This window comes from Sphingomonas sp. SP6 (assembly GCF_058313435.1).
Genome location: NZ_JBZFLG010000004.1, coordinates 476,825 through 502,747, shown reverse-complemented (window position 1 = coordinate 502,747; position 25,923 = coordinate 476,825). Strand labels below are relative to the sequence as shown.

At 70.5% G+C, this 25,923-nt stretch carries 13 protein-coding genes; 12 read left to right on the top strand and 1 reads right to left on the bottom strand.

What is annotated here, in order from left to right; translation table 11 throughout:
• The first annotated feature begins 3 nt into the window (after nt 1–3).
• The gene (locus AC4GYY_RS15885; protein WP_491121949.1) at nt 4–13,299 is read left to right on the top strand and encodes a filamentous hemagglutinin family protein; all 13,296 of its coding nucleotides are present in this window, start codon (nt 4–6) and stop codon (nt 13,297–13,299) included.
• Between the two features lie 465 nt (nt 13,300–13,764).
• Here the strand turns inward: AC4GYY_RS15885 and AC4GYY_RS15880 are convergent, their stop codons facing one another.
• Nucleotides 13,765–15,675 (bottom strand): substrate-binding domain-containing protein, encoded by a 1,911-nt coding sequence (locus AC4GYY_RS15880; protein WP_491121947.1) that lies wholly within the window; start codon nt 15,673–15,675, stop codon nt 13,765–13,767.
• Nucleotides 15,676–16,093: 418 nt separating this feature from the next.
• Between AC4GYY_RS15880 and AC4GYY_RS15875 the strand changes: the two genes are divergently transcribed.
• From AC4GYY_RS15875 to AC4GYY_RS15825, 11 genes are read left to right on the top strand one after another with little or no spacing between them, the layout of a single operon-like run.
• Nucleotides 16,094–17,779 (top strand): GspE/PulE family protein, encoded by a 1,686-nt coding sequence (locus AC4GYY_RS15875; RefSeq protein WP_491121945.1) that lies wholly within the window; start codon nt 16,094–16,096, stop codon nt 17,777–17,779.
• 1 nt (nt 17,780) lies between these two features.
• Nucleotides 17,781–18,992 carry a type II secretion system F family protein gene (locus tag AC4GYY_RS15870; RefSeq protein WP_491121943.1) on the top strand — a complete coding sequence of 404 codons (1,212 nt, stop codon included), beginning with the start codon at nt 17,781–17,783 and terminating at the stop codon, nt 18,990–18,992.
• Nucleotides 18,989–19,486, top strand: coding sequence for a type II secretion system major pseudopilin GspG (gene gspG, locus AC4GYY_RS15865; protein WP_491121941.1), 498 nt, complete (start codon nt 18,989–18,991; stop codon nt 19,484–19,486). Before AC4GYY_RS15870 ends, gspG begins: the two co-directional genes overlap by 4 nt.
• Nucleotides 19,470–19,886, top strand: a complete 417-nt coding sequence (locus AC4GYY_RS15860; protein ID WP_491121939.1) for a pilus assembly FimT family protein — start codon at nt 19,470–19,472, stop codon at nt 19,884–19,886. The genes gspG and AC4GYY_RS15860 overlap by 17 nt, the downstream gene beginning before the upstream one ends.
• Nucleotides 19,883–20,251 carry a type II secretion system protein gene (locus AC4GYY_RS15855; protein WP_491121937.1) on the top strand — a complete coding sequence of 123 codons (369 nt, stop codon included), beginning with the start codon at nt 19,883–19,885 and terminating at the stop codon, nt 20,249–20,251. The genes AC4GYY_RS15860 and AC4GYY_RS15855 overlap by 4 nt, the downstream gene beginning before the upstream one ends.
• Nucleotides 20,248–20,910 carry a PulJ/GspJ family protein gene (locus AC4GYY_RS15850; protein ID WP_491121935.1) on the top strand — a complete coding sequence of 221 codons (663 nt, stop codon included), beginning with the start codon at nt 20,248–20,250 and terminating at the stop codon, nt 20,908–20,910. The genes AC4GYY_RS15855 and AC4GYY_RS15850 overlap by 4 nt, the downstream gene beginning before the upstream one ends.
• Nucleotides 20,907–21,890, top strand: coding sequence for a hypothetical protein (locus AC4GYY_RS15845; protein WP_491121933.1), 984 nt, complete (start codon nt 20,907–20,909; stop codon nt 21,888–21,890). Before AC4GYY_RS15850 ends, AC4GYY_RS15845 begins: the two co-directional genes overlap by 4 nt.
• Nucleotides 21,890–22,441, top strand: a complete 552-nt coding sequence (gene gspM / locus AC4GYY_RS15840; protein ID WP_491121931.1) for a type II secretion system protein GspM — start codon at nt 21,890–21,892, stop codon at nt 22,439–22,441. Before AC4GYY_RS15845 ends, gspM begins: the two co-directional genes overlap by 1 nt.
• Nucleotides 22,401–22,925, top strand: coding sequence for a hypothetical protein (locus AC4GYY_RS15835; protein WP_491121930.1), 525 nt, complete (start codon nt 22,401–22,403; stop codon nt 22,923–22,925). Before gspM ends, AC4GYY_RS15835 begins: the two co-directional genes overlap by 41 nt.
• A complete protein-coding gene (gspD, locus tag AC4GYY_RS15830) occupies nt 22,925–25,003 on the top strand; it encodes a type II secretion system secretin GspD (RefSeq protein ID WP_491121928.1) in 2,079 nt (692 codons plus the stop codon). The genes AC4GYY_RS15835 and gspD overlap by 1 nt, the downstream gene beginning before the upstream one ends.
• A complete protein-coding gene (locus AC4GYY_RS15825) occupies nt 25,000–25,851 on the top strand; it encodes a type II secretion system minor pseudopilin (RefSeq protein ID WP_491121926.1) in 852 nt (283 codons plus the stop codon). Before gspD ends, AC4GYY_RS15825 begins: the two co-directional genes overlap by 4 nt.
• Nucleotides 25,852–25,923 lie beyond the last annotated feature (72 nt).

Sequence of the window (25,923 nt, the reverse complement as noted above, 5' to 3'; positions counted from 1 at the left end):
GCGATGACCAGCCCCGCCTATCGCCGTCCGCCGAGCCGCCTGCTGCTCGGCGTCAGCGTCGCCGCCGTGGCGAGCGGGCTGGCGATGCCCGCGCACGCCCAGCTCGCACGGTTGCGATCGGCGGCGGGAACGCCCGTCGCGCCGGTCGCGAGCGCGCCGGTGGTCCCGCTGCGTCCGGTCACGATGCGCGAGGCGCAGGCGCGCGCGCAGGCGCTGCAGTCGCGCGCCGACCAGATCCGCGGCTATGTCACCGCGGTGCGCGATGCGGTCTATTCGTCGACCAAACTGACGAACCCGGAGACCAAGGAAGAGGTCAACGGCCTGGACAAGTTCGGGCTGGACCCGATCGCGGCGGTGCGCGACGCGGCGACGCTGACGGCGGCGGGCGGCGCGGAGAATATCGCCAAGGCCCAGGCGCTGCTCGCCAGCGTCTCGGCGGTGAACGACCAGACCGGGCTGAACACCTGGCAGGGCGCGGGCGCGCCGGTCCAGACGAGCGCCGACGGGCGCACCCACGTCGCGATCACCCAGACGCAGGACCGCGCGCTCCTGACCTGGAACCGGTTCGACGTCGGCGCGAATACCACGCTCCAGTTCGTGCAGACGTCGGGCGGGACCGCGCAGCCCGGCTGGACCGTCGTCAACCGTGTCGCGAACTCGGTCGCACCCTCGACGATCCTCGGCCAGGTCAAGGCCGACGGGACCGTGCTGGTGCTGAACCGGGCGGGCGTCATCTTTGGCCAGGGATCGCAACTCAACCTCGGCTCGCTGCTCGCCTCCACGCTCGAGATCGGCAATTTCGGGCGCAACTTCCGCACGATCCAGAACGAGGAAGGGCAGAGCGCCGACGTCTTCGACGCGATCACGCTGAAGGAGCGCAACACCGAATATCTGCAGAACGGGCTGTTCGCCGGCACCCGCACCAGCGGCACCCTGCCCTCGCTGCTGTTCTCGCCGCTCTACCCCGACGGCGTGAACCGCACCGACTCGGCGCCGGTGATCGAGGGCGCGGTCGAGGTCGATTCGGGCGCTTCGATCACCGCGGCGTCCGGCGGGTTCGTGATCCTGGCGGGACCGACGGTGGTCAATGCCGGCGCGATCGCCGCGAGCAACGGGCAGGTCAGCCTCCAGGGCGGGCGGATCATCGCCGCGACCCAGTCGACCGGCGCCGCGACCAGCGTCGATCCGGCGGTCCGCGGCCTGATCCTGCGCACGATCGGGACGGTGGATCCGGTGTTCGGCTCGCGCAGCAACGCCAGCGCCGCGCTTGCCGCGACGCCGGACGACGGGGTGGTGATCAATCGCGGTTTGATCGAATCGCCGCGCGGCTATCTGTCGCTCGGGGCCGGGCTGTTCGGGAGCGTCGCCAACGACGGGCTGCTCACCTCGACCACCAGCGTCTCGCGCAACGGGAAGATCTCGCTGACCGCCGGAACGGTGACGCTCGGCGGCTCGACGAGCCAGGCCATGGCGAGCGGCATCGTCATCCTGCCCGATGCCGGCATCGAGACGATCCCGCAGGGCACCGCCGACGATCCGGCTCCCTTCAAGACCTCCGCCGTCGAGATCGGCGCGCGCGCCGACGATCCCAACGCCATCGGCGACGGCCTCGGCCGCTTCATCCCGAACGTGTTCTCGATGGAGCAGAACGCGATCCTGTGGGCGCCCAGCGCCGACGTGGTGATCGGCCGCGGCGGCTCGACCGCGTTCAACCCCGCGGCGGGCGTCAACACGCTCAGCAGCATCGACGTCGCGAACGGCGCGGTGATCGACGTCAGCGGGATGAAGGACGTCCAGGTCTCCTCGGCACGCAACAGCCTCGAGATCACCCCCGTCAAGCGCAACGAACTGCGCGACACGCCGAACTACCGCGAGGTCTCGCTGACCGGCGACTTCACCCTCAACGGCCAGACGCTGTTCGTCGACCCGCGTCGCTCGGGCGTGCGCGCGGACGGCGTCCGCTGGGTCGGCTCGCCGCTCATCGAAGCGGGCAGCCTCGCCAGCCAGATCGGCGTCACCGCCGCCGAACTGATGACCACGGGCGGCAACGTGGCCATGGGGGTCAATCCGGTCACCGCGCCGACCGGGGCGGCGACCGCGCCGCACATCGCGATCGCCAGTGGCGCGACGGTCGATTTCGGCGGCGGCTGGGTCCATTACGACGCGGGCACCGTCCGCACGAGCAACCTGCTCACCGCCGACGGGCGCATCGTCAACATCGGCGACGCCGATCCCAACGACGTCTTCGTCGGCGTCGCCGACGGCTACACCGCCTATCAGCCGCGCTTCGGTCAGGCGGAGACGTTCATCGACCCGCTGCTCCTGGGCGGTCGGCTGGAGGCGGCGTACGACGAGGGGCGCGACGCGGGGACGCTGGTGATCTCCGGCTCCGCGATCACGGTGAACGGGACCTTCTACGGCGACGCCTTCGCCGGCGCGCGCCAGCTCGCCGGCGCGACCCGCGGCTCGGTCGCGGCGAGCGTCGCGCAGGATCCGCGGCTGCTCCAGCGCACCGCGCAGGACCTGCCGACCGGCGGATATCTTCGGATCGGCTCGCTGACGGGCGCATCCGGCGTCGCGCTCGGCGGCGACATCGGCGTCTATGCCGGGACGACGAGCTCGGTCGCCCAGGACGGATCGGTCGCCCTGCTGAGCGATGCGATGCTCAGCCGCGCCGGGCTGTCGGCGCTGACGCTCCAGACCACCGGCGCGGTCGGCTTCGCGCAGGGGAGCAAGCTGACCCTGGCGGATGGCGGAACGCTCACCGTCGATGCGGGGCGCGGCATCGCCTTCGACGGCGACGTCCGCATCGCCGGCGGCGCGATCAGAGCGCGGACCTACGAGTTCGCGGGCGCGCCGATCACGCTGAGGACCTTCACCAGCATCGGCTCGCCATTCCGCGACGACGACGACATCAGGCCAGTGTACGCGCTCGGCGACGTCTTGCCGCATCCCTACGACATCACCGTCAACGGCACGCTGTCGACCGCCGGGCGCTGGGTCAACGACTATGCCAGCGGCACGATGGCGCAGGGCGGCGCCTGGACCGACGGCGGCTCGATCAGCCTGACGGTCGCCCCCAAGGTGTTCGTGCAGCTCGCCCCGGGCGGTTCGACGATCCGCGACGCGGGGGATCTCAGCGGCAGCATCTCCATCGCTCCCGAGGCGATTCTCGACGTCTCGGCCGGCGGCTATATCGCGGCCGATCGCACGCTCCATCTCACGGCCCGGGGCGGCGCGATCGCGCTGATCAACGAGACGACCTACGCCTCGACCTCGAGCACGATCACCCCGCTCGCCGATCAGCCGGGCCGCAGCGACGCGCCGGTCGCGGGCGCGAATCAATCGGTCGATTTCACGCCGACCGACACCGTCGTGCCATCGCTGGTTCCGAGCGAGCGGGAAGCTCGGGTCAGCTTCTCGGTCGATTCACTGCGCGGCTTCGGCTTCAGCCAGGGCGGCGCCTTCACGCTCGTCGCGCCGGAGGTCGGTTTCGGGTCGACCATCTCGGCCGGAGGCGCGAACATCCCGCTCGATTTCTACGCTCGCACCGGCATGGGCGGGCTGAACGTCACGACATTCCACGCAACCACCGTCCAGGACATCTTCACCAACCCGCGCCAGGGCAATTCCGCGTTCTTCGACACGACCCAGTTCGTCGTCCGCGCGGGCGAGACGCTCGGTCTGACGACGACGCTGCTGCCGCGCTTCCTGGACGCCTTCCATGCGACCGCGCTGCTGGCGCTTCGCTCGGGCGGCGACGTCCGCTCGATCCTGACCCCGTCGGTGCCGACCGCAGGATTCGACCAGGTGGCCGCGACCCTGACGCTGGGCGGGCTGACCGAGCTGTCGGTCGAGGCCGGGGGCGTTATCGTCGGAGCGCCCGGCGCGGCGATCACGGTCCCCAAGCTGCTGAACGCCGGCACCATCAGCCTTCCCGGCGGCTCGATCACGCAGAAGACGGTGCTCCCGGTCAATCTCGCCACGCGGGGCTACGGCATCACCAATCTCAGCGACGTATTCGGTGCGGCCGATGCGAACGGTCAGTGGGACGAGAACGACCCGAACGTCGCGGGCCTCGTCGATCCGGCGACCGGGCAGGCGCTGACGCTGCGCGACCTGTTCAGTCGGCCCGACGTCGAGCGATTCCTCTATTTCACCGGCGCGCTCGGCGCCGATCAGGGGATCGTCCTGCGCTCCGGTAGCGTCACCGATCTTTCCGGCGTCGCTCTGATCAACCCGCGGGCGGGGCTGACCCCGGCGGGACAGCAGATCCTGACCGGCCGGATCCTCGACGGCGGGACGATCACGACGGCGACGCCGTTCAGCCCGTCGAGCACCAACGGCGCCTATGCGCTGTTCAGTACCCCGGTCTATGGCTCGCCGCGCTACGTCAACGTCGGCGAGACCTCGCTGCCGCCGCTGATCGGCATCACCCCCTCGCGCACGATCGACTTCAAGGGCGGGTCGATCGTCAAGCTGGCGGGGGCGAGCGCGCTGTTCGACCAGCAGGTCGGTCCCACCGCCTTCCAGCGGACGCTCCAGTGGAGCGACGGCGGCACGCTTTCGATCGGCGGTGAGGGCACCTTCGCCGGCGCGCTCATCGACGCCCATGGCGGCGCGGCGGCGGCGACCGGCGGCACGCTCACCTGGCTGCGTCCGACGATCAAGCAGGCGAACAGCGCGGCGCGGGAGTCGGGGGTGATCGCGGCGAACCAGATCGAGGACTCGGGTTTCGCGACACTGAATGCGCTGGGCGGCGTCACCTTCGACGGCGTCCCGAGCCTGTCGCTCGCCAAGGCCTTCACCGTCCAGTCCGCACCTTCCACCACCGGCGCGGCGATCGCCGACGAGGCGGCGGTGGTGATCTCGTCGTCCGGCGCGACCCGCACGGTGGTCGATGCGCCCTACATCCGCTTCGCCAGCCGGCTCGGGACCACTCCGATCCTCGGGCAGCAGGTCGATCCGGCGGACGGCCGCCTATCGTTCGTCGCCTCGGGCGGGATCGACTTCGTCGGCGGCGTCCTCTTCGATTCGTCGATCGCGTCGGTCAGCTTCAAGACCCCGGGCGACGTCCGCTTCATCGGCGTCGACGATCGCCCGGCGAACAGCACCGACCTGCCCTCGCTCGATGGCCGCGTGATCGCCTGGGGCGACATGCTGTTCGACGCCGGCCGCACCTATGCGACGACCGGCACCGGCAACCTCCAGCGCTTCATCGAGGATCAGCGCGCAGGCGTCGCCACGACCGCATCGCCGTATCTCGTCGCCGCGCTCGGCGACTCCAAGATCGCGTTCGGCGGCACCGATCTGAACGCCACCACGCCGCTCTCTGCGGGGTCGTACCTCAAGATCCAGGCGGCGACGATCGAACAGGGCGGCTATCTCGCCGCGCCGCTCGGCCTGCTCGAGATCGGCTCGAACAGCGCGCTCTCGATCGGTGGACAGACCGTCTCGGCGACACGCGACGTCACCTTCCTCCCCGGCAGCGTCACCACCGTCTCGGGCGCGGGGCTCACCATTCCCTACGGCTCGACCACCGACCTCACCGAATATTTCTTCTCGCCCAGCGTCGGCCTTCCGATCACCGCCACGCCGAGCGGCCAACTCAAGCTGAGCGGTGTTGCGGTCGACGTCCAGGCCGGCGCCACCGTCGACGGACGCGGCGGCGGCGACGTCTTCGCATTCGAGTTCGTCTCAGGAACGGGCGGCTCGCGCGACGTGCTCGACCGGATCAACCGCGACGCCTTCAGCGCCAACGCCTTCGATCCGGTCACGCGCACCGGGCTGCAATATGCCGACGGACGTCAGGTCTATGCGATCGTGCCCGCCGATCAGGCGCGCAGCATCGCCGCCTTCGATCCGATCTACTCCGCCGATTATCTAAGCGCGGCGGGCGGCGACCTCTACGGCGCCAACGTCGGCCGGGCGATCACGATCGACGGCGCCGCGGGGGGCATCCCGGCCGGCAACTACGTGCTCCTTCCCGCGCATTACGCGCTGCTGCCGGGCGCATATCGCGTCGTCGAGAATGTCGGGGTCGCGGCGCCCTCCGTCGGCACGTCGCAGACGCTGCTCGACGGCAGCGTCGTCGTCGGCGGCGTCTATGCGACTGCGGGCACGGGTCTGTCGGAATCGGCCCGGCGCTCCTTCACGATCCAGTCGAAGGACGTCTTCGGCAAATATTCGCAGCTGGCGACCACCAGCGGCACCGCCGCGGTCGTCGCGGCGGCGAACGCCGCCGGGATCACCCCGCCCCGCATTCCGCTCGACGCCGCGCGCGTGGTGATCGCGCCCCTCCACTCGCTCGCCGTCCAGGGCGCCTTCGACACCGCTCCCGCTAAGGGCGGCCGCGGCGCGCAGTTCGACATCCTGGGCACGAACATCGTCATCGCGCCCGACGCCGACGTCGAGGCGCCGACGAACGCGCTGGTCCTCACCGGCGACACCCTGACCCGCCTCGGTGCGAACAGCCTGTCGATCGGCGCCGAGCGCTCCGAGAACAAGGACGGCACGACCGTCCTCGGCGTCGTCGCGCGCTCGATCACGGTGGCGAGCGGCGTCTCGCTCTCGGCGCCCGAATTGCTGCTGAGCGTCGGCGGCAACAACTCGACCTTGACCGTTCAGAGTGGGGCGATCCTCACCGCGACCGGCACGCTCGACGACACCGCGACCGGCGACTACCTCATCCCCAGCCTGGCGACGCCGCCGCTCGGCTACCAATATGACGCGACCGGCATCGGCTCGGTGCTGCGCGTCTCGAGCGGGCCGGACCGGCTGATCACGCGCCAGGGCGACACCGCGCTGCGCAACACGCTCAAGTCGACCGTCCTGACGGTCGAGGACGCGACGATCGCAGGAAATGCGGTCGGCTTCGACAGCACCCAGGACGTGGCGATCGCGCGCAACGCGGCGATCGACGCCGAATTCCTCGCGCTCGGCGGCGACACTCTCCGGTTCGCCGGCGACCCGTTCACGAACCCGCTGCTTCGCCGGCTCGGCGACGCTCAGAACCTGACGCTCTATTCGCGCTCGCAGATCGCCTTTGGGTCGAGCGTCGAGATCGCTCCCGGCGACCCGGCGGTGCGCGAGTTCCGCTTCCACAATCTCACGCTCGACACTCCCGGCCTCGCGCTCGCCGGCGTCGCCCCGGTCCACGTGCGGCTGGTCGCCGACTCGATCACGCTTCGCAACAACGCCGCGAACACGCCGACGGGGACGTGCGACACCACCGGCGCGCTCGCCTGCGGGGCGAACACGCTGTCCCTGATCGCCGACACGCTGCACTTCGGCTCCGGCACGGTGCATACCTACGGCTTCGGCACGGGCACGAATATGGTCGCGCAGAGCGGCGCGTTCGTCGAGGGCAAGGGCGGGTTCGACATCGGCGGCGGGCTGTTGTCGGTCGCGACGCCCTTCCTCGCCGATCGCGCCCTCGTCGACGATCCGCGCGACGCTCCGGTCCGACCCGACTACACCTTCGCGACCACGGGCGATGTCCGCCTCATCCTCCCGGCCGGCGCACAGGCGGTCCTGCCGACGACCGGAGGGACACCGGGCGCACGAATCGCGTTCGGTTCCGCCGTCGCGCCGGTCGGAAGCATGACCGTCGACGGGGTCGCGATCCGCGCCACCGCAGGCGTGATCGACGTGCGCTCGAGCGGCGACGTGATCCTCCGCAACGGCGCGTCGCTCTTCGCCCCCGGCTATACGCGCACGTTCGGCGACGCGGTCGACTCGGTCACCGTCTCGGCCGACGGCGGAACGGTGTCGCTGACCTCGCTGAACGGGCGGATCGGGATCGGACCCGGGGCCCGGGTGTCCGCGGACAGCGGCATCGGCGCGGCGGGCGCGATCAACCTCCTTGCGAGCAATGGCGCGATCACCTTCGCGGACCTCTCGACCGCGTTCGGACCGGTCGGCGCCACTGCACGCGAGAGCTCCCTCACCCTCGACATGGGCCTGTCGGCCTTCGACCTGACCGGCTTCCTGTCGCGATACGGCAAGGCGTTCGGCGGCGACATTGCGGTGCGCAGCGGCGTCGGCGACCTCGACATCGCCGCCGGCCAGCTGCTCCGCGCCCGCAGTGTCGAGCTGGTCGCCGACGGGGGCATCGTCTCGGTCGCAGGCACGATCGACACCTCGGGGGTGTCGATCGCGGGGCTGGCGACCGCCGATCAGCAGGTCGCACGGGTCGATGGCGGGGACGTCACGCTCTACGGCGCGACCGGCGTCACGCTGGCGGCGAGCGGGCGGATCGATACCCACACCACCGGCTATGCCGCGAGCGACACGCGGCAGGCTGCGGGCGGCGACGTGACCCTCGGCGTCGGTACGGCGGGCGGCGCGATTACCCTTGCTGCCGGCTCGACCATCGACGTCGGCGCGCGACGCCCGGGCGACCGCCTGGTGGCGCAGGTGGTCAAGGACCCGGCATCGCTCGCACAGACCACGGTCTATCGCTACGCCGCAGGCGATACCGGGGGGAACGTCTCGTTCCGCGCGCCGGTGATCGAGGCGGATGGGACCGATCTCGTCGACGTCCGGCTCCATGGCGCGATCACGGGCGCGAACGAGATCACGGTCGAGGCATACAAGATCTGGAACCTCGACCAGATCGCCGCCGACGGCCTCTATTCGGGCGTGGGCGCGGTCGACGGCGGCGTCAGCCTCGACCTGTCTCAAACCGAAGCGGCGACCGGCAAGCTCAATTTCCTGACCGAGAATTTCCGCCGCGACGGCTTCGAGTCGGTTGTCAGCTACATCCGCTCGTTCGGCCTTCAGGCGAGCGACGGAAGCAGCCTCGCCGGAATGCGGCTGCGTCCAGGCATCGAGCTGACGTCGAGCGGCAACGTCTCGTTCGCCACCAATTGGAATCTCGGCGCTGGCATCCTGGACCAGCCCGCCGCGATCGCCGCCGGCCTGCTCGTCGCCATTCCCGAACTGGGCACCGATCCCGCGGGCAACGCCTATTACGCCGTCGCGTCGGGGCGCGAGGCCGATCTCATCGCCAATTACGTCAACATGATCTACCGCGTCGGCGGTCGCGCCGACGGCGAGGCGGGGATCGTCACGGTGCGCGCGCGCGGTACGCTGGACGTGTCGCACAGCATCAGCGACGGCTTCTTCTCGTTCGGCGACAGGACCGATCCCGGCTACATGAGCTATCAGCTCGGCGGCGGGAACCGCACGGTCGCGCCTGCGGTGATCTTCGGCTGCGGCACGAAGGACACCAACGACTGCAGCACGGTCAAGAACTTCGACAAGATCGTCGACAAGGGGAAGACACCCGAAAAGGAAGACGTCGTCACCATCTCGCTGATCTCCCCGGTCGCGGGGACCGATCTCTCGACGGGCATCCTGGCGCCGTACAGCGCCGCCGCCAATTCCGCCGCCGCGCTCGGCTCCGGCCAGGACGGCGCCGGTGACCCGCTCGGCGGGGCCGAGCTGTTCCCGCTGCTCGCCGACGGCACTCGCGCGATCCGCTCGACCTCGCTGCGTCTCGTCGGCGGCGCGGACGCGAAGAATTCCGCCAACCCGCTCCATGTCGACCGCGCCACCGGGGCGAGCGTCAAGATCTCGGGCGAGGCCAGCTACCAGATCGTGGCCGAGACCGGGAAATCGCATTTTGCCGGCGACCTCCAGCTCCAGCTGCGACCGAGCGCAGACAGTTCGGAGTTCACGCCGATCAGCGTCGCGCCCGAAGACTTCATCGACGCGGTCACGAGCTCGGAGAATGCGGAGAACATCAACCCGAACAAGGCCGACGGCTACTATACCGTCCTGAAGTGGGGCGACACCGGAAAGCTCGCCAAGACCACCCGTGACCGGGCGATGGCCTTCTTCGCGCAGAACTTCCCCGGCGCGATCTATCAGGGGAAGGCGGGCGACGAGACGGGGGTCGCGGCACCGCTGTCGGCGATCCTCGCCTTCCTCCAGGATTATGGTCCCGAATACGCGCAGAAGATCGTCTCGGGCGAGTTCAGGTCCGATCGCCCGGTCGCGCCCAAGCCGATCGATCTCGGCACGGGCGACACCGCCTACGTGGGGACGACGGTGCGCTCGGGCGACGGCAGCATCCGCGTCGCCGCGGCCAAGGACATCGACCTGCGCCGCACGCCCGAGGTCACCTACCGGACGGTGCTCAACACCACCAAGATCCCGACAAGCCTCCAGGTCGATCCGACGCTCTATCAGGTCGGCGGCAACGCCATCTACACCGCGGGCCATGCGCTCGCGAACGTGACGCGCGTCGCCACGGCGGTGGACGGCACCGTGATCGCGTTCAGCGGCGCTCTGGGCGCAGTCCCGATCGCCTTTGATCCCCTCTCCTACCAGCCCTCGAACAAGGGTCTGTTCCTGAACCAGCCGGTGCTGCTCGAGGGCGGCGGCGACGTCTCACTTCTCGCCGCCACCGGCGACGTGATCGGGCGGCGCGACGTGTGGGCGGAACAGGCGCTCGGCACGGGCACGGCCTACAACCGCAAGTCGATCGGGACCGGCTCCACCCAGCAATTCGCGACCTATCTGCCCGAAGGTCTCGTCGGCGCGGCGGACCAACGCTGGCGGTCTGGCCAAGTCGGCGAGGACACCGAGATCGCGATCGCGCCGCAGCTGTTCACCTCCGGCGTCGCCACCCTCGGCGGCGGCGACGTCAGCGTCCGCGCCGACGGCTCGATCGTCGACCTGACGTTGGCGGTCGACACGACCGTCGCGACCACCGATCCGCTGGTGCCGGGTCGAGCCGCGGGCGCGGCCGCGCCGGTGCTGCTGACGTTCGGTGGCGGCGACGCGACGGTGGTCGCGGGCCGCGACCTCGTGGGCGGCCAGTTCGATCTGGGCTCGGGCGTCGGTCGCGTCCGGGTCGGCGCGGATATCGTCTCCGCCGGCTTCCTGACCAAGTCGATCAAGGGCGAGGAAAACACGGGCGGCGTCAACGAACTGCGCGTCCGTGTCGGCGACGCCTATGTCGCGATCGACGCCGTGGGTTCGGCGACGATCGGCGGCGTCGGCGCGCTGGGCGTCCTCACCAGCGCCGACCCGCTCGTCCAGGACGCGGGCAAGGGCTATTTCTCGGCGCTTGCCGGCGTCGGCGTGTTCGCGAACGAGACGGTGACGCTGAACGCCAGCCGCCCCGAACTCGGCATCGGCAACTTCTCCGACATCAACCGCGATACGATCGGCCTCGTCCTGCCTCCGTCGTTGGCGCTCACCTCGCTCACCGGCGACATCTCGTTCGGCGGCGATGTGCCTCGGCTGCTCTATCCGAGCGCGGTCGGTCAGCTCTCGCTGCTCGCCGGCGGTCAGATCGAATCGCTCGCACTTGCGATGAGCGACGCCGATCCATCGCTGCTCCCCGGTGCCTTCTCGGTCCGGGGCGCCGACGCGACCTCCGGCAGCGGTGCCGGGCTGGACTTCGGGTTCGGCGGGGTGTTTCCGAACACCACGGACGTCGCGCTGCGTCTGCTCCACAACGAAACGCCGACCCATGCCGACGACGACGCTCCCGCGCGAGTCTATGCGGGCGGTTCGATCACCGGCGTCACGCTCTCGCTCGCCAAGCAGGCGCGCATCGGCGCCGGACTCGATATCGTCGACATGGTCTTCTATGGCCAGAACGTGCGCGACACCGACGTGACGCGGATCACCGCCGGGCGCGACATCATCGGCACCACGGCCTTCTCGGCGTCGCAGCGCCGGCCGTACATCAACGGCAACACGTTCACGCTCGGCGGCTATGGAACGCTGTCGATCGAGGCAGGCCGGAACCTGGGGCCGTTCCTCAACTCGGCGACGGTCGTCACCGGCGGCGCGGTGGAGAGCTTCGCCGGCGGCATCCGCACCGTCGGCAACGATCTCAACCCCTGGCTCGACACGCGCGGCGCGAGCATCGACGCCTTGTTCGGGATCGCGAAGGGGGCCGATTTCGACGCGCTCCAGGCAATCTATCTCGATCCGGCGAGTGCGGCGCTGCTCGACGGCGACCTGTTCGTGCAGGTCAGCGACGCCTCCGGCAATCTCAGCCCCGATCGCAGCCGTCCGATCTACGCGCCCATCCTCGCCGCCTGGCTTCGGGACAAGGACCCTGTAGCGTTCGCAACCATTTTCGGGGCCACGCCGCCGACCGGCGAGGCGCTGGCCGCGGCCGCCTATGCGCGGATGGGTGATCTCTACGCCGCCTTTGCCGGGCTCGACAATCTCACCCGGCGCGCCTTCCTGATCGATCAGCTCTACTTCAACGAGCTGTCGCAGACCGCCATCCCGACCAGCCCATCCTATCAGCAATATGTCCGCGGCTATCGCGCGACGCAGGTCCTGTTCCCCACCAGGCTCGGCTACACCGACAATCTCGCCCCCTACACGACCGATCCGGCGACGATCACCCCCGATCACCCGCTGGGCGTTCCCACCCGCAACGTCGTCGACGGTGAGCCGGTCGCCGCGACGCGCGTGCTGACGGGCAACGTCGACCTTCGATTGGCGACGATCGAGACCGAGCGCGGCGGTGACGTCACGATCCTGGGGCCAGGCGGCGACGTGCTGGCGGGTTCGGTCGTCCGCACCTCCGATCAGGCGGCGCGGCGTGCGACGCTGTTCGGCGTCGCACCCTCGGCCGCGCTCGAGAGCGGCGTCCTGTCGCGGCTGAACCAGCTACCCATTTCGGCGATCCCGATCGGGTTCGAAGGCGTGCTGACGCTCCGCGGCGGCACGATCCGCAGCGCAACCGACGGCGACTTCCGCCTCAACCAGAGCCGTCTGTTCACACTGGGCGGCGGCGACATCACGCTCTGGTCGTCGAACGGCGATCTCAACGCGGGCCAGGGCCCTCGGAGCGCGTCGAGCTTCCCGCCGGTCACAGTGCGCTTCGACCTGAACGGTCGCGGCGAAGTCGACAGCGCGGGCAGCGTGGCCGGCGCGGGCATCGGCGCGTTCAAGCCGGCGCCCGACTCGCCTGACGCCAATATCATCCTGATCGCTCCGGTCGGCGAGGTCGACGCAGGGGACGCGGGCGTGCGCGCCTCCGGCAACGTCTTCGTCGCCGCCGCCCGCGTCGCCAACGCGGACAATTTCTCCGCCGGCGGCGACATCTCGGGGGTCCCGAGCGCGACGGCGACCGCCGGCGCCGCGGTGCCGACCGATGCGGCGTCGTCGGTCGTGGGTGCGATTTCGGCGCTCGCGAACAATGCCGCGAACAACGCCGACAAGCTCTCGCTGATCTCGGTCGATGTCCTCGGCTTCCTCGGCGGCGACGACTGCGACGAGAAAGCGAAGGTCAACGGAGTCTGTCCGGTGAAGTGAGGAGACCGGCCGTCCACCGCGACTCGTTGAGCGTTCCTGCTAACTAGACCACGGTCGAAAACCGTCGGTCGCGCAGTCCTCCACACGTCCGATCGGCCAGACCCCCACGCAAGGGCCGCAGGAGCAGCGAGCCTGGGGCCTGGGACGACCTTAAGCCGCGCGCCGGACGGGCATATTACCGGCGCCTACCGGTCGCGGGCGAACACTCCGGGCCTATGCACTCGCCCGCCGCTGCCTCCGCCATAGATGCGCGCGTGCGCCTGGCTTCTGTGCGACGGCCAACGGCAGGTGCCTGGTCCGTCGTGCGGCCCGCCGCGGATCGCCACGTGATCGGATCGCGCCCGGTCCGGCGAGATCCGCTGGGACCGGAGCGCAGCGTCCCCCTTGCCGCTCGACAGAAAAAGGGGGCTCCGGATTTCTCCGGAGCCCCCCATTCATGAGATCGAAAGGCCGATCGAACGCCGATCAGGCGCCCTTGCCGGCGGTGCAGTCCGGGTTGGACTTGGCGTCTCCGGCCTTCCTCTTCGGCAGCTGATCCTGGATCCAGAGGTTGCGCCCGCCGAGGTTGGTCGAGTCCTTGACGAGGAACGTGTCGTGGATCGCACGCTGCCAGGCGGTCGGCATCGGCGCGAGGCCGAGCTGCGCGATCAGGCCGAGCGCCTTGTTGGTCGTGCCCGTCACTAGGGCGGTCGAGACCACGCCGTTCCGGGTGCTGTCGCCGATCTTGTTGCTGGTGAAGGTGGTCAGCATCAGGTCGACGGCCAGACGATCGGCGTCATCCGCATAGCAGGTGTAGCCGAGATACTGGGTCGTGCCGGTGATCGGGTAACCGAACTTCGGCAGCGCCAGGTTGTTCGCCGCATCCGAGTACAGCACGCTCGTCCAGTGCAGCGGGTTGGCGCGGTCGACGGTGACCGAACCCGGCTGGCCGTCCCGACGCGGACCCGTGCGGGCGTCGGACGGATCGTACGCGCCGCTGGCGCTGGTGGTCTGGGGCGGCAACGTGGTCTTGCCGAACGCGAGCAGCGCATCGGTGGTCGTCGGGCTGGCGTAGGCCTTGCCGGAACCGTTGATCTGCAGCGCCGCGCTGAACAGCGCCGCACCCGGCGCCGGCTTCACGAAATCGGCGCCGATGTAGCCGACCTTGCCGTTGAGCACGATCGTCTGGTCCGCCGTCGGATCGACCTGGTAGTTGATCGCGTCACGGACGCCCGACGAGCCGTCGGCCACCATGAACAGGCCCGGCTTCTCGGTGCCGAACGTCGTGTCGATGCGCGCCGGGTTGCCGCCCGCGGCACGGACGAACACCGCGCCGCTCAGCGACTGCACGGTGCCGGCGAAGGCCGCGGTGCTGCCCGGATAGTAACGGGTGTCCGAACGGAACTGACGCAGGTCGATGTTGCTGGTGTTGTCGAACGGCAGCGCCTCGGCGTTGGTGTCGAACTTGTTCACGGCGACGCCGGCCTGGCCGTCGCACGCCGCGGCGAGATGCCGTGTGAAGACGTCGGTGGTCCCCGAGTTGTCGAGACGACCGACCAGGCGGATCGGCGCGCCCTCGTTGGCCCAGCGGTTCGCCGAGTCCTTCTTGTCCTTCAGCGACTTGTTGGTTCCCGTCGTCTTGAACGCCGGATCGTTGAAGTTGGTGATGTAGCCGTTGAAGATCTGGCAATACATGTTGCGCGTGAGACGCAGGCCGCCGGTCGGGTTGCCGTTGTCGTCGGTGGTGACATAGGCGGGATTGACCTGCAGGGTCAGGTCGACGACGCCGTTGTCACCATCCCGGTAACGCGCATAGACCGGGTTGTAGGCGACCGCGACCGGAAGCACGTAGAGCGGGAACTGGATGGGCGCGCCGGCCTTGTTCGTGGCGTTGTTCGCACCGGCGTCATACGCCGCAAGGTCGCTCGCCGACGCCGGGGCATCAGAGAAGGCGAACTGCACGTTGGTCCAGTTGCCGAACGGGTTGATCTTGCCCGGCGAACCGTCGAGTTGGTTGACGAACGTCCGCCACCAGGCGCGGCCGGTGCCCGAACCCGTCGCGATATACTTGCCCTGGAAGTCCGGCTGGATCTCCTGGAGGTTGCAGTCGAAGTCGGGCGACTTGTCGCTCGGGCTCGCCTGAACGAACTTGCCCTCCGGAACGGCGCTGGTCGTGCCGTTGTTGGTGCCGAGCGGGTTGAGGTTGTCGGTGTTGCCGACGGCATGGCTGCCGGGGTTGCCGATGCAGTTCATGATCTGGACCTGCGCGGTCTGGATCGAGCTGGCGCCCGCGCCGCGGAGCTCGGCCGCCGGATAGGCGAACTGGGCCTGGGCGAGTGTCGGGCAGCCGGCGGCGACCACGGTCGCGGCGAGCAACTGCGCCTTCATGTGCTTCATGATGAAAATCCCCTGCGAATCGACCGGCCGCGGTATTGCGGCGGTCGGGAGTACGCAGTCGCGCACCCTGAAGCCCTCTCCGCAAACGAAGACGACGCAGGACCACGACTAGACCGCAGAAAGACCGATACGGATCGCCGCACCGCGGCGCCCGTCTCGATCGCTTCCTTGGACGTTATTCTGTTCGCCAGCAGATGGTCCGGTCTTCGCCGGATCATCGACTCGCACGCTTCGATTAGGCACGGTTGATGACAGATTGATGATACATTGACGCGGGTACGGTCCCAGCTTCGTGACATTTTCGTTGCAACGGCCGTCGCCATGATCAACTTCGCCGCGTGTCAAGAAATTGCAGCATATCTGTAGCAAACGCCACTCGCCGGGCGTAGAGTCGTCGGGACGTCCAGAGTTGAGATCCATGTCGCAGCCGTCCCCGTCCGAGACGTCGATCTCGCCCGCGCCTGCATCGCTCGAGGATTGGCTCGCCGCCCGCGGGCTGATCGCCGAGGACGCCCTGTCGCGGGCCAAGCTCGTCCGCGCCGAAAGCGGTGAGCGACTAGACGCCGTCGTCGCACGCCTCGGCCTGCTGTCGGAGGAGATCCTCGCCCGCGAGGCGGCGACCGCCGTCGGTCTGCCGCTGGTCGCAGCCGCCGCCTTCCCGGCGGAGCCCGTCGCCGGGCCGCCGCTGTCGATCGCCTTCCTGCACGATCAGCGCGCCCTGCCCATCGCGCTGACCGAGACGACGGTCCGCGTCGCCGTGAGCGATCCCTTCGCCGCCGTCGCCACCGAGGCGTTCCGTTTCGTCTTCGGCAGGCGTGTCGAACTGGTGGTCGCGCGCGGCTCGGACATCGACGGTGCGATCGACCGGCTCTACGGCGGGGTCGAGCCGGCCGATGCGCTCGACGAGACGCTCGACGACGACGATCTCGACCGCCTGAAGGACCTGGTCAGCGACGCGCCCGTCATCCGCGCGGTCAACCGCCTGATCGCGCAGGCGGTCGACGGGCGCGCGTCCGACATCCATGTCGAGCCGACCGAGGATTCGCTCACCGTCCGCTTCCGCGTCGACGGCGTGCTGCGCGAGGCGGCGCGGCTGCCGGCGGCCATGCGCGCGCCGCTGGTCAGCCGCGTCAAGGTGATGGCGAACCTGAACATCGCCGAGCGCCGCCTGCCCCAGGACGGGCGGATGCGGGTCGCCGTCCGCGGCCACGAGATCGACCTGCGCGTCGCCACCGCGCCCTCGATCCACGGCGAGAGCGTGGTGATGCGCATCCTCGATCGCTCCAAGCTGGCGCTCGATTTCGGCACATTGGGCTTCGACGAGGACCTGGCCGAGCGTCTGCGCGAGGCGATCCGCCGCCCCCACGGAATGGTGCTGGTCACCGGCCCCACCGGAAGCGGCAAGACGACGACGCTCTACGCCGCGCTGTCCGAACTCAATTCCTCGGACCGCAAGTTGCTGACGGTCGAGGATCCGATCGAATATCGCCTGCCCGGCGTGATCCAGACCCAGGTGAACCCCGGCATCGGCTTCACTTTCGGCAGCGCGCTGCGTTCGTTCCTGCGCCAGGACCCCGACGTGATGATGGTCGGCGAGATCCGCGACGGCGAAACGGCGGAGATCGCGGTCCAGGCGGCGCTGACCGGGCACATGATCCTCTCGACGCTCCACACCAACACCGCGGCGGGCGCGGTGACGCGGCTGCTCGACATGGGGGTGGAGCCTTTCCTGCTCGGTTCGGTGCTGGCGGGTGCGCTGGCGCAGCGGCTGGTCCGGCGGCTGTGCCCCGACTGCCGCGAAGCGTTCGAGCCCGATGCGGCGGTCGTCGCGGCGCTCAAGTTGACGGGTCGCCCGGTCTTCCACCGCGCGGTCGGTTGCGCCTCATGCGGCGACAGCGGCTACCAGGGCCGCGTCGCGCTGCTGGAGTTCATCCGTATCGACGACACGATCGCTCGGCTGATCCTCGCCCGCGCCGACACCGGCGCGATCGCCACGGCGGCGGCGGAGCGCGGCAACCGCACCCTGATGCAGGACGGGCTCGACAAGGTGCAGCACGGCCTCACTACCGTCGAGGAAGTCCTGCGCGTCGCGGTGGGCGACTGACTTGGCCCACTATCGCTACCGTGCCGTCCGCGCCGACGGCTCCGCCGCGACGGGCGAAGTCGAAGCGCCCGACCACGCCCGCGCGCTCGTGGCGGTGCGCCAGCTCGGCGCGACTCCGCTCGAACTCGTCCCAGCCGCGCCGATCAGCGACAAGCCCAAACGGATCGGCGGGGCGAAGGCGAACAAGGCGGCCGGCGCGATCGTCGCCGAGCTGGCGGTGCTGCTCGACGCCGGGCTCCAGCTCGACCGCGCGCTTGCGCTGGCGATCGAGAATGTCGAGGACCCCGCCTCCGCCACCCATTTCGCCTCGATTCTGAAGGCGGTGCGCGAGGGCGCCCCGCTCAGCCGCGCGATGGCGGCGCGCCCGGGGCTCTTCACCCCCACCGCGATCGCGATGGCCGAGGCAGGCGAGGCCAACGGCCGCCTCGCCCAGGCGCTCGGCCGGCTCGCCGAGATGATGGCGCGCGCCGAGGAGCTGCGCCGGATCGTCGGCAACGCGATGGTCTATCCGATTGCGCTCGCCGTGATCGCGGTCGGGGTGATCGCGATGATGCTGCTCTTCGTCGTCCCCCAGTTCGAGAGCCTGTTCGCCAGCTCGCGTGCCGAGCTTCCCGCCTCCTCGGTCGCGGTGATGGCGGCGAGCCGTTTCGTACGGCATCAGGGATTCCTGCTGCTCGGCGGGGTCGTCGTCGTCGGGTTCGGCATCCGCCAGGCGCTGCGGACCCCCGCTGCCCGCGCCGCGATCGACCGAGCCCTGCTCCGTGTGCCGCAGCTCGGCGAGCTGATCCGCCGCACCGAGACCGCGCGCTTCTCTCGCACGCTCGGCGCTTTGCTCGAAGGCGAGGTGCCGCTCCCCAACGCGCTCGCCATCGCCCAGCGCACCTTGTCGAACAGCGTGATGGCGTCGGCGATCGCGCGGATCGCGTCGGGCGTGCGCGAGGGCGGCGGGCTGACCGCCCCGCTCGCGGCGGCGAACATCTTTCCTCGGCTGGCGATCGGCTTCTTCCGCACCGGCGAGGAGACCTCGCGGCTCGGACCGATGGCGACCCGGCTCGCCGACGTGCTCGACCGCGACGTGCGGCTCAGGCTCGAACGGTTGATCGGCATCCTCACTCCGGCCATCACCGTGTTCCTCGGCACCGCGGTCGCGGCGATCATCGCCTCGATCATGTCCGCGATCCTCGGCTTCAACGATCTGGCAGTGAGCTCATGACCATCCATCCCACGCCGTTCGTGTCGAGCGCAGTCGAGACACCCGCGCCCCTCGCCGTCGCTCGGGACGAACCGGTGAGGGGTAAGCGTCGCCGCAACGGCTTCACCCTGCTCGAGCTGCTGGTCGTGCTCGCGATCCTCGGGCTTCTCGCCGCGATCGTCGGGCCGCAGGTGATCAAATACCTGGGCAGTTCCAAGACCCAGTCGGCGCAGGTCCAGGCGAAGAACGTCGTCGCCTCCTTGAACCTGTTCCGCCTCGACGCCGGTCGCTTCCCGACGCAAGCGGAGGGGCTCCAGGCGCTCATCAAGGCCCCGCCCTCCGTCCCCGACTGGAACGGCCCCTATCTCCCCGACGAAGCGGCGATCACCGATCCTTGGGGCAAGCCGTATCTGATGAAGATCCCCGGCGATCACGGCGAGGTGGACGTCTATTCCTACGGCTCCGACGGCGCCGCCGGCGGCACCGGGGAGGCCAAGGATGTCGGCAGCTGGTAAGGCCGCAGGCTTCACGCTGATCGAGATGCTCGTCGTGCTCGCGATCACCGGGCTGGTATCGGCGCTCGCCTTCCCGGCGATCGACCGCGCGATGCGCCGCCAGGCGTTCGAGGCGGCGGCGAACGCGATCGACCTCGGCCTGCGCGAGGCGCGCGCCGATGCGATCCGCACCAGCCGCCCGATCCGCTTCGTGCTCGGCGCGGACCGGCGCTCGATCGTCCGCGACGGCGCGGCCCCGATCGTCATCCCGCCCGACATGACCCTCTCGCTCCCGACCCGCGGCATCGGCTTCTACGGCGACGGCACCTCGACCGGCGGCGACGTCACGATCGGCGGCGTCGGGCGCGGGCGGCGGCTGTCGGTCGATCCCGGCTCGGGTGCGGTGGCGGCGCAGCGGTGAGCCGGCGTCCGCCCGTACGGCAGGCCGGCTTCGCGCTGGTCGAGGTGATCGTCGGCGCCGCGATCGTCGCGACGATAATGGCGCTGACCTATCGCTCGATCGCCGCCAACGCCTCCGCCGCGCGGCAGGTGGCGGAGCGGCGCCAAGCGGTGCTGCTCGCCCAGTCGGTGCTGGCGCAGGCGACCGCCTCCCCCGCCGCCGCCGCGCTCGCCCAGACCGGGCGCGACGGCGCGCTGTCGTGGCAGGTCGGGCGCGCGCCGTATGCCGGGCCGGAGGGCGGGCTGCCGATCGAGCAGGTCGCCGTCCGCATCAGCGACGCGACCGGGCCCGTGTTGACGCTGCGCACGTTGCGGGTCGTCCGGTGAGGCGCGCCGCCGGCTACACCCTGATCGAGTTGCTCGTCGGGCTCGCGATCCTCGGGATGGTGGCGGCGATGCTCGTCGCCGGACTCGGCACGAGCGGGCTGATGGCGGCACGTGCGCGCACCAGCGCCGACGCGATCGAGCCGATCGCCTCGGCGCAGATGGTGCTGCGGGCCCGCCTCGAACGGCTCCGTGCCGCACCCAAGCTCAGCTCCGCGCGCGCCATCGCCGACCTTGACGGCGAGCCGCAGGCGCTCGACTTCACCGGTGCGCCGCCCGACCGCGAGATGCCCGACGCGCTGTTCCGCTACCGGCTCGCGATCTCGAGCGCGGGCGACGTCACCCTGGTCTCCGCGCCCGTGATCGCGACCGAGAACGCGGACGCGGCCGGGCCGCGCCAGAGCTGGAGCTCGATCACCCTCGCACGCGGTGCCTCCGGCCTGTCGATCGCCTACTTCGGCGACGATCCGCTGTCCGGCGGCCGCAGCTGGCAGGGACATTGGTACGATCGCCCCCAGCCGCCCGACCTCATCCGCGTCCGCATCGCCTTCCCGGCCGGCGACAAGCGCCGTTGGCCGGACCTGGTCGCCCGCCCGCGCGCGACGGTGAACAACGCCTGCCGGATCGATCCGATGTCGGGTCGGTGCGAGAGCTCGTCATGAGCGGACGGGGAATCCTCGACGCCGACATGACCACCCTCGCCGGGTGGCTCCGTGACGGCCTTCGCTGGTGGCTGGACGAGCTGCGGGCGATGGTGCCCGAGCGGTTGCGCGACACGGGCCGCTCGCGGGCGCCGGTCCTGCCATGGGACGGCGGGGTCCTGATCGGCGCGCCGGTAGGGGCGTCGGTCTCGATCGCGCTCGATCCGGCGCTGTGCCTGGTCCGCATCGTCGAGCGGCCGGCGATGGGCGAGCGCGATCTCGAGCGGATGATCGCGCTCGACGCCGACCGCATCCTGCCGCTCCCCGCCGAGACGATGGTGGTCGCCTCGCGCATCGTCGCCCGCACCGGCGCGGGCGCCCGCGTCGCGGTCGCCGCCTTGCCGCGCGATCGGGCCGAGGCGCTCGCCGCCGCCGCCGCGCTGGCACAGGTCGTCCCGATCGACGTCCACCTCGCCACCGACGAGGGGCCGATCGCCTTCCTTCCCGCGCTCCGTCGCGCCGGCGTAATCGTTCGCAACCGCAGCGCCGCGCGCGGCTGGTGGGCGGCGGTCGCCTTCCTGTTTCTCCTGAACGGCGCGCTGCTGATCTGGCGTGACGCCGCCCGCAACGAACGGCTGGCGACCGTGGTGGAGGGACAGCGCCCCGCCGTCGCCGCCGCGCGCCGGATCACCAACCGCGTCCGCTCGGGCCAGCGGATCGCGCGCGCGTCGCTGGCCCGGCGAGAGGCGAGCGATCCCTTGTGGGTGATGGGCCAGGTCGCGAGCGCGCTGCCGCCCGGCGTCTGGCTCCAGCGTTACGGCTGGTCGGGCGAGACCCTGCGGCTCGCGGGCTACCGGCCGCGCGGCGCCGAAGTGGTGCAGGCGCTCCGCCGCACGCCCGGCTTCGTGGAGGTGCGCAACACCAATGCCGACACCGTCGCCGAAGTCCCCGCCGGCCAGCCGTTCGACGTGACCGCGCGCGTCCGGAAGCCGCGACCGTGATGCGGCCGACCACCCCGCGCGAGCGCCGGCTGGTCGCGGTCGGCGTGCTGATCGCGGTGATCGCGCTCGTCTGGATCGCGATCGTCGCGCCGATCGTCCGCGGCTTCGCCGCTCGCGCCGACGAGCGCGAGAACCTGCTGCTGGAATATCAGCACAACGTCCGCACCATCGCCGCCGTCCCGCGCCTGCGCCGCCAGGCCGAGCGCCAGCGCGCGGTGCTCGATCGCTTCGTGCTCGCCGCGCCCGATCTCGCCACCGCCACCCAGCGCCTGCGCGAGCGGGTCGAGCGGATCGTCACCGAAGTGGGCGGCGAGTTCCAGGCCGGAGAGGACGCCGACGCCCCCGCCGGCTGGATCGCGGTCCGGGCCAGCGCCCGGCTGACCCAGGACCAGCTCGCCCGCGCCCTCGCCCGCCTTCAGAACGAGCCGCCGTGGCTCGTCGTCACGGGACTCGACATCTCCGCCGATCAGGCGCTCGCCGACGGCCAGTCCCATCCGATGGAAACCAGCCTTGAACTCGCGATTCCGCTTCGCACCGCCCGGGCGCGCTGACGGCACCCTCCTCCCCGCCGCGCTCGCCGCGGTGCTGGGGGCGATGGCGATCGTCCAGCTCGTGCTGACCGATCCCGTCGATTTGCCGGAGAGCGGGCCGATCGGCGGCGGCGGGATGCAGACCGCCCTCGCCGATCCGGGCGCTCGCGGCGTGCCGCCGGCTTTCGCCTCCCGTACGCTGTTTTCGCCGGCCCGCGTCGGAGCGGCGGCGGGAGGAGCGCAGGCAGCGACGGACCCGCTCGGCGGCGCGGCGATCCTCGGCTTGGTCGGCGTCGGCCGCGCGCGATACCTCGTCGTCCAGCAAGGCGGCGCGACCCGCCGCGTCGCGGTCGGCGGCAGTATCGCGGGCTGGCGCGTGATCGGCGTCTCGGATAGCGCGGTGCTGCTCGCGCGCGGACGGGAGCGGCTCACCCGCCCGTTCGGGACGGGCGGGGCCGCCGCTGCCGGCAATGCTGAACCCCAGTCTTCGGAAGAGAGCGAGTGATGAAGCCAATCGCCATTGCGGGCGTCAGCCTGATCGCGCTCGCCACCTGCGGCGGAAAGCGCGCGCCGCAGCCGATCGAGCGACCCCCTACTCCGCAGATCGTCCAGGAGGCGGAGGCCGCCGAACCGCAGGTGCGCTCGACGATCGTCCCCGGCGACGCACCCGTCCCTGCGCCCCCGCCGGGGGCGATCACCGTCAATCCCAAGCGCGGCGACATCACCGTCAACTTTCCCGCCGCCGACGTCCGGATCGTCGCGAAGGCGGTGCTCGGCGACCTCTTGCGCGTTCAGTATTCGATCGCGCCGGGCGTCACGGGCAACATGGCCTTCGTCACGCCCGGCCCGGTCGCCAGATCGTCGCTGCTCGCCTTGTTCGAATCGGCGCTCAAATCCTCGAACCTTGCGCTCGTCGCCGAGGGCGGCGGGTTCCAGATCCAGCCCGCGACCGCCGCCAAGGGCAACGGCCCCGTCCCGGCGGGAACGATCGGCTACGGCAGCGAGCTGCTGACGCTCCAGTTCATCAGCGCGACCCAGCTCAAGACGTTGCTCGACTCGGTCCTGCCCGGTGTCGCCACCATCGGTGACGCGGGCACCAACACCATCACGATCGTCGGCACCACTGGCCAGCGGGCGAGCGCGCGCGACGTGATCCGCCAGTTCGACGTCAACTGGCTGCGCAACATGAGCTTCGCGCTCTACGTCCCCGAGCGCACCGACAGCCGCCTGATCGCGCCCGAGCTCGAGAAGCTGATCAACGCCGGCGACGCGCCGACCAAGGGCCTCGTCCGGCTGATCCAGATGGACCGGCTGAACGGCATCCTCGCGATTTCGGCCCAGCCCCAATATCTCGAAGACGTCCGCCGCTGGGTCGAGATCCTTGATCGTCAGGGCGAGGGCACCGAGGCGAAGCTGTTCGTCTACAAGGTCCAGAACGGGCGCGCGCGCGATCTCGCGACGACGCTCAACGCCGCGTTCGGCAACGCCACCGCCGGCGCCGCGCAGACCGGCAACACCGATCCGTTCGCGCAGAACAACGGGACGACCGGCACGACGACGACGGCCGGCTCGTCGACCACCTCGGCCTTGACCCAGCCGCCGGCGTCCACCCCCGCGAGCCCGGCCGCCGGCGCGCCGGCGGCGAACGGGGCGCCGGGGGGGGGCGGCGGCCAGACCAACGGTCGGATCACCGCCGACGAGGTCAACAACGCCATCCTCGTCTATGGCACGCCGCGCGAATATGCGATCGTCGAGGATGCGCTCCGCCGGCTCGACGTCCGCCCCGTGCAGGTGCTGATCGAGGCGGCGATCACCGAGGTCACGCTGAACGACAATCTCCGCTACGGCGTCCAGTGGAACTTCCAGTCGGGCACCAGCAACTTCGCCCAGGTCGCCGGCACGACGACCGCGCCGACCCGGATCACGCCGGGCTTTTCCTATTTCGTCGCACCCAACAGCGACATCAGCCTGACGCTCAACGCGCTCGAGGCGCAGACCAAGGTCAAGGTGATCTCGGCGCCCAAGATCACCGTGCTGAACAACCAGACCGCCGCGCTGCAGGTGGGCGACCAGGTGCCGATCACGACCGCGGCGGCGACGAACCTCAGCGGCGGCACCGATGCGGCGATCGTCAACTCGATCGAGTATCGCGACACCGGCGTGATCCTGAAGGTGACGCCCCGGGTCAACGCCAGCGGGCTGGTGCTGCTCGACATCTCGCAGGAGGTGAGCGACGTCGCCGGCGCGACCGGCAGCACCGAAGCCCAGACCCAATCGCCGACGATCACCACGCGGCGCATCTCGACCTCGATCGCCGCACAAGACGGGCAGGTGATCGCCTTGGGCGGGCTGTTCCGCAACGCGCAGACGTTCGGGAAGACCGGCATCCCGATCCTGTCGCGCATCCCCGTGCTGGGCGCGCTGTTCGGCACCCAGACGAACAATCAGGTCCGCACCGAGCTGATCGTGATCCTCAAGCCCACCGTGATCCGCACCGTCGACGACGGCACCGCGGTGACCGAGGAGCTGCGCGCCAAGCTGCGCACGCTCGAGCCGTTCAAGACCGGAGGACGGATCCCGTGACGCGGCCGCGCGGCGAGGAGGGCTATGCGCTCGTCGCCGCGGTCGCGAGCATCGTCGTGTTCGCGGCGATGGCGCTGGCGGTGCTGTCGGCGACGCGCGCGGCGATCGCGACCGGCGCGGCCGAGGTCGGCCAGGCGCGCGCGGCCGCGGCGGCGGACGCAGGAGTGGCGATCGCGCTCTCCGGCCTGCTCGCGACCGATCCGGACCGCCGCTGGCGGTTGGAAGCCCCCGCTCACGTCGTCGACTTCGCGGGCGCGCGCGTCGCGATCCGGGTCGAGGACGAACGCGGCAAGGTCCCGCTCAACCTCCTCGACGAGGAGATGGCGACGCGGTTGCTCCAGAAGTTCGGCTACGACGGCGACGCGCTGAAGATCGCACGCGACTCGCTGCTCGACTGGCTCGACGGCGACGACCAGGCACGCCCCTTTGGCGCGGAGAGCGCCTTCTACGCCGCGCTCGGCTATCGTCCGCGCAACGGTGCGCTCGCCTCGGTCGGCGAGCTCCGGCGCGTACGCGGGTTCGACGCGGGCGTGGTCGCACGGATGTCGCCGTATCTGACGGTCAATTTCGGTCGCGGCAATTTCGAACCCGGCCACGCCGATCCGATCGCGATCGAGATCGTCCAGGGGGACGAGGGCGCCGCCGAAGCGATCGACCGCGCGCGCGAGCTCGCCGGCCAGCGCGTCGCGCTCGACATCGCCAACGACAGCCGCGAGGATTTGACCGCGCACCCGCTGATGATCTCCGCGGTCGCGCAATATCCGGACGGCGCCCGCGCCGTGCGCCACCAGGTGATCGAGCTGACCGGATCCGCGCTGCGGCCGTACGTCGTGCGGAGCTACGACTGAGCGAGGCTTGACTCGCGGCCGATCTTGCCGTTGCTTGCCGCGCGGCGTCGCGAGTTCATGTGCGTTCCCTCT

Coding starts and splice junctions, on each gene's coding strand:
- AC4GYY_RS15885 (WP_491121949.1), top strand. CDS start 4: ATGACCAGCCCCGCCTATCGCCGTCCGCCGAGCCGCCTGCTGCTCGGC.
- AC4GYY_RS15880 (WP_491121947.1), bottom strand. CDS start 15,675: ATGAAGCACATGAAGGCGCAGTTGCTCGCCGCGACCGTGGTCGCCGCC.
- AC4GYY_RS15875 (WP_491121945.1), top strand. CDS start 16,094: ATGTCGCAGCCGTCCCCGTCCGAGACGTCGATCTCGCCCGCGCCTGCA.
- gspG (WP_491121941.1), top strand. CDS start 18,989: ATGACCATCCATCCCACGCCGTTCGTGTCGAGCGCAGTCGAGACACCC.
- AC4GYY_RS15860 (WP_491121939.1), top strand. CDS start 19,470: ATGTCGGCAGCTGGTAAGGCCGCAGGCTTCACGCTGATCGAGATGCTC.
- AC4GYY_RS15845 (WP_491121933.1), top strand. CDS start 20,907: ATGAGCGGACGGGGAATCCTCGACGCCGACATGACCACCCTCGCCGGG.
- gspM (WP_491121931.1), top strand. CDS start 21,890: ATGCGGCCGACCACCCCGCGCGAGCGCCGGCTGGTCGCGGTCGGCGTG.
- gspD (WP_491121928.1), top strand. CDS start 22,925: ATGAAGCCAATCGCCATTGCGGGCGTCAGCCTGATCGCGCTCGCCACC.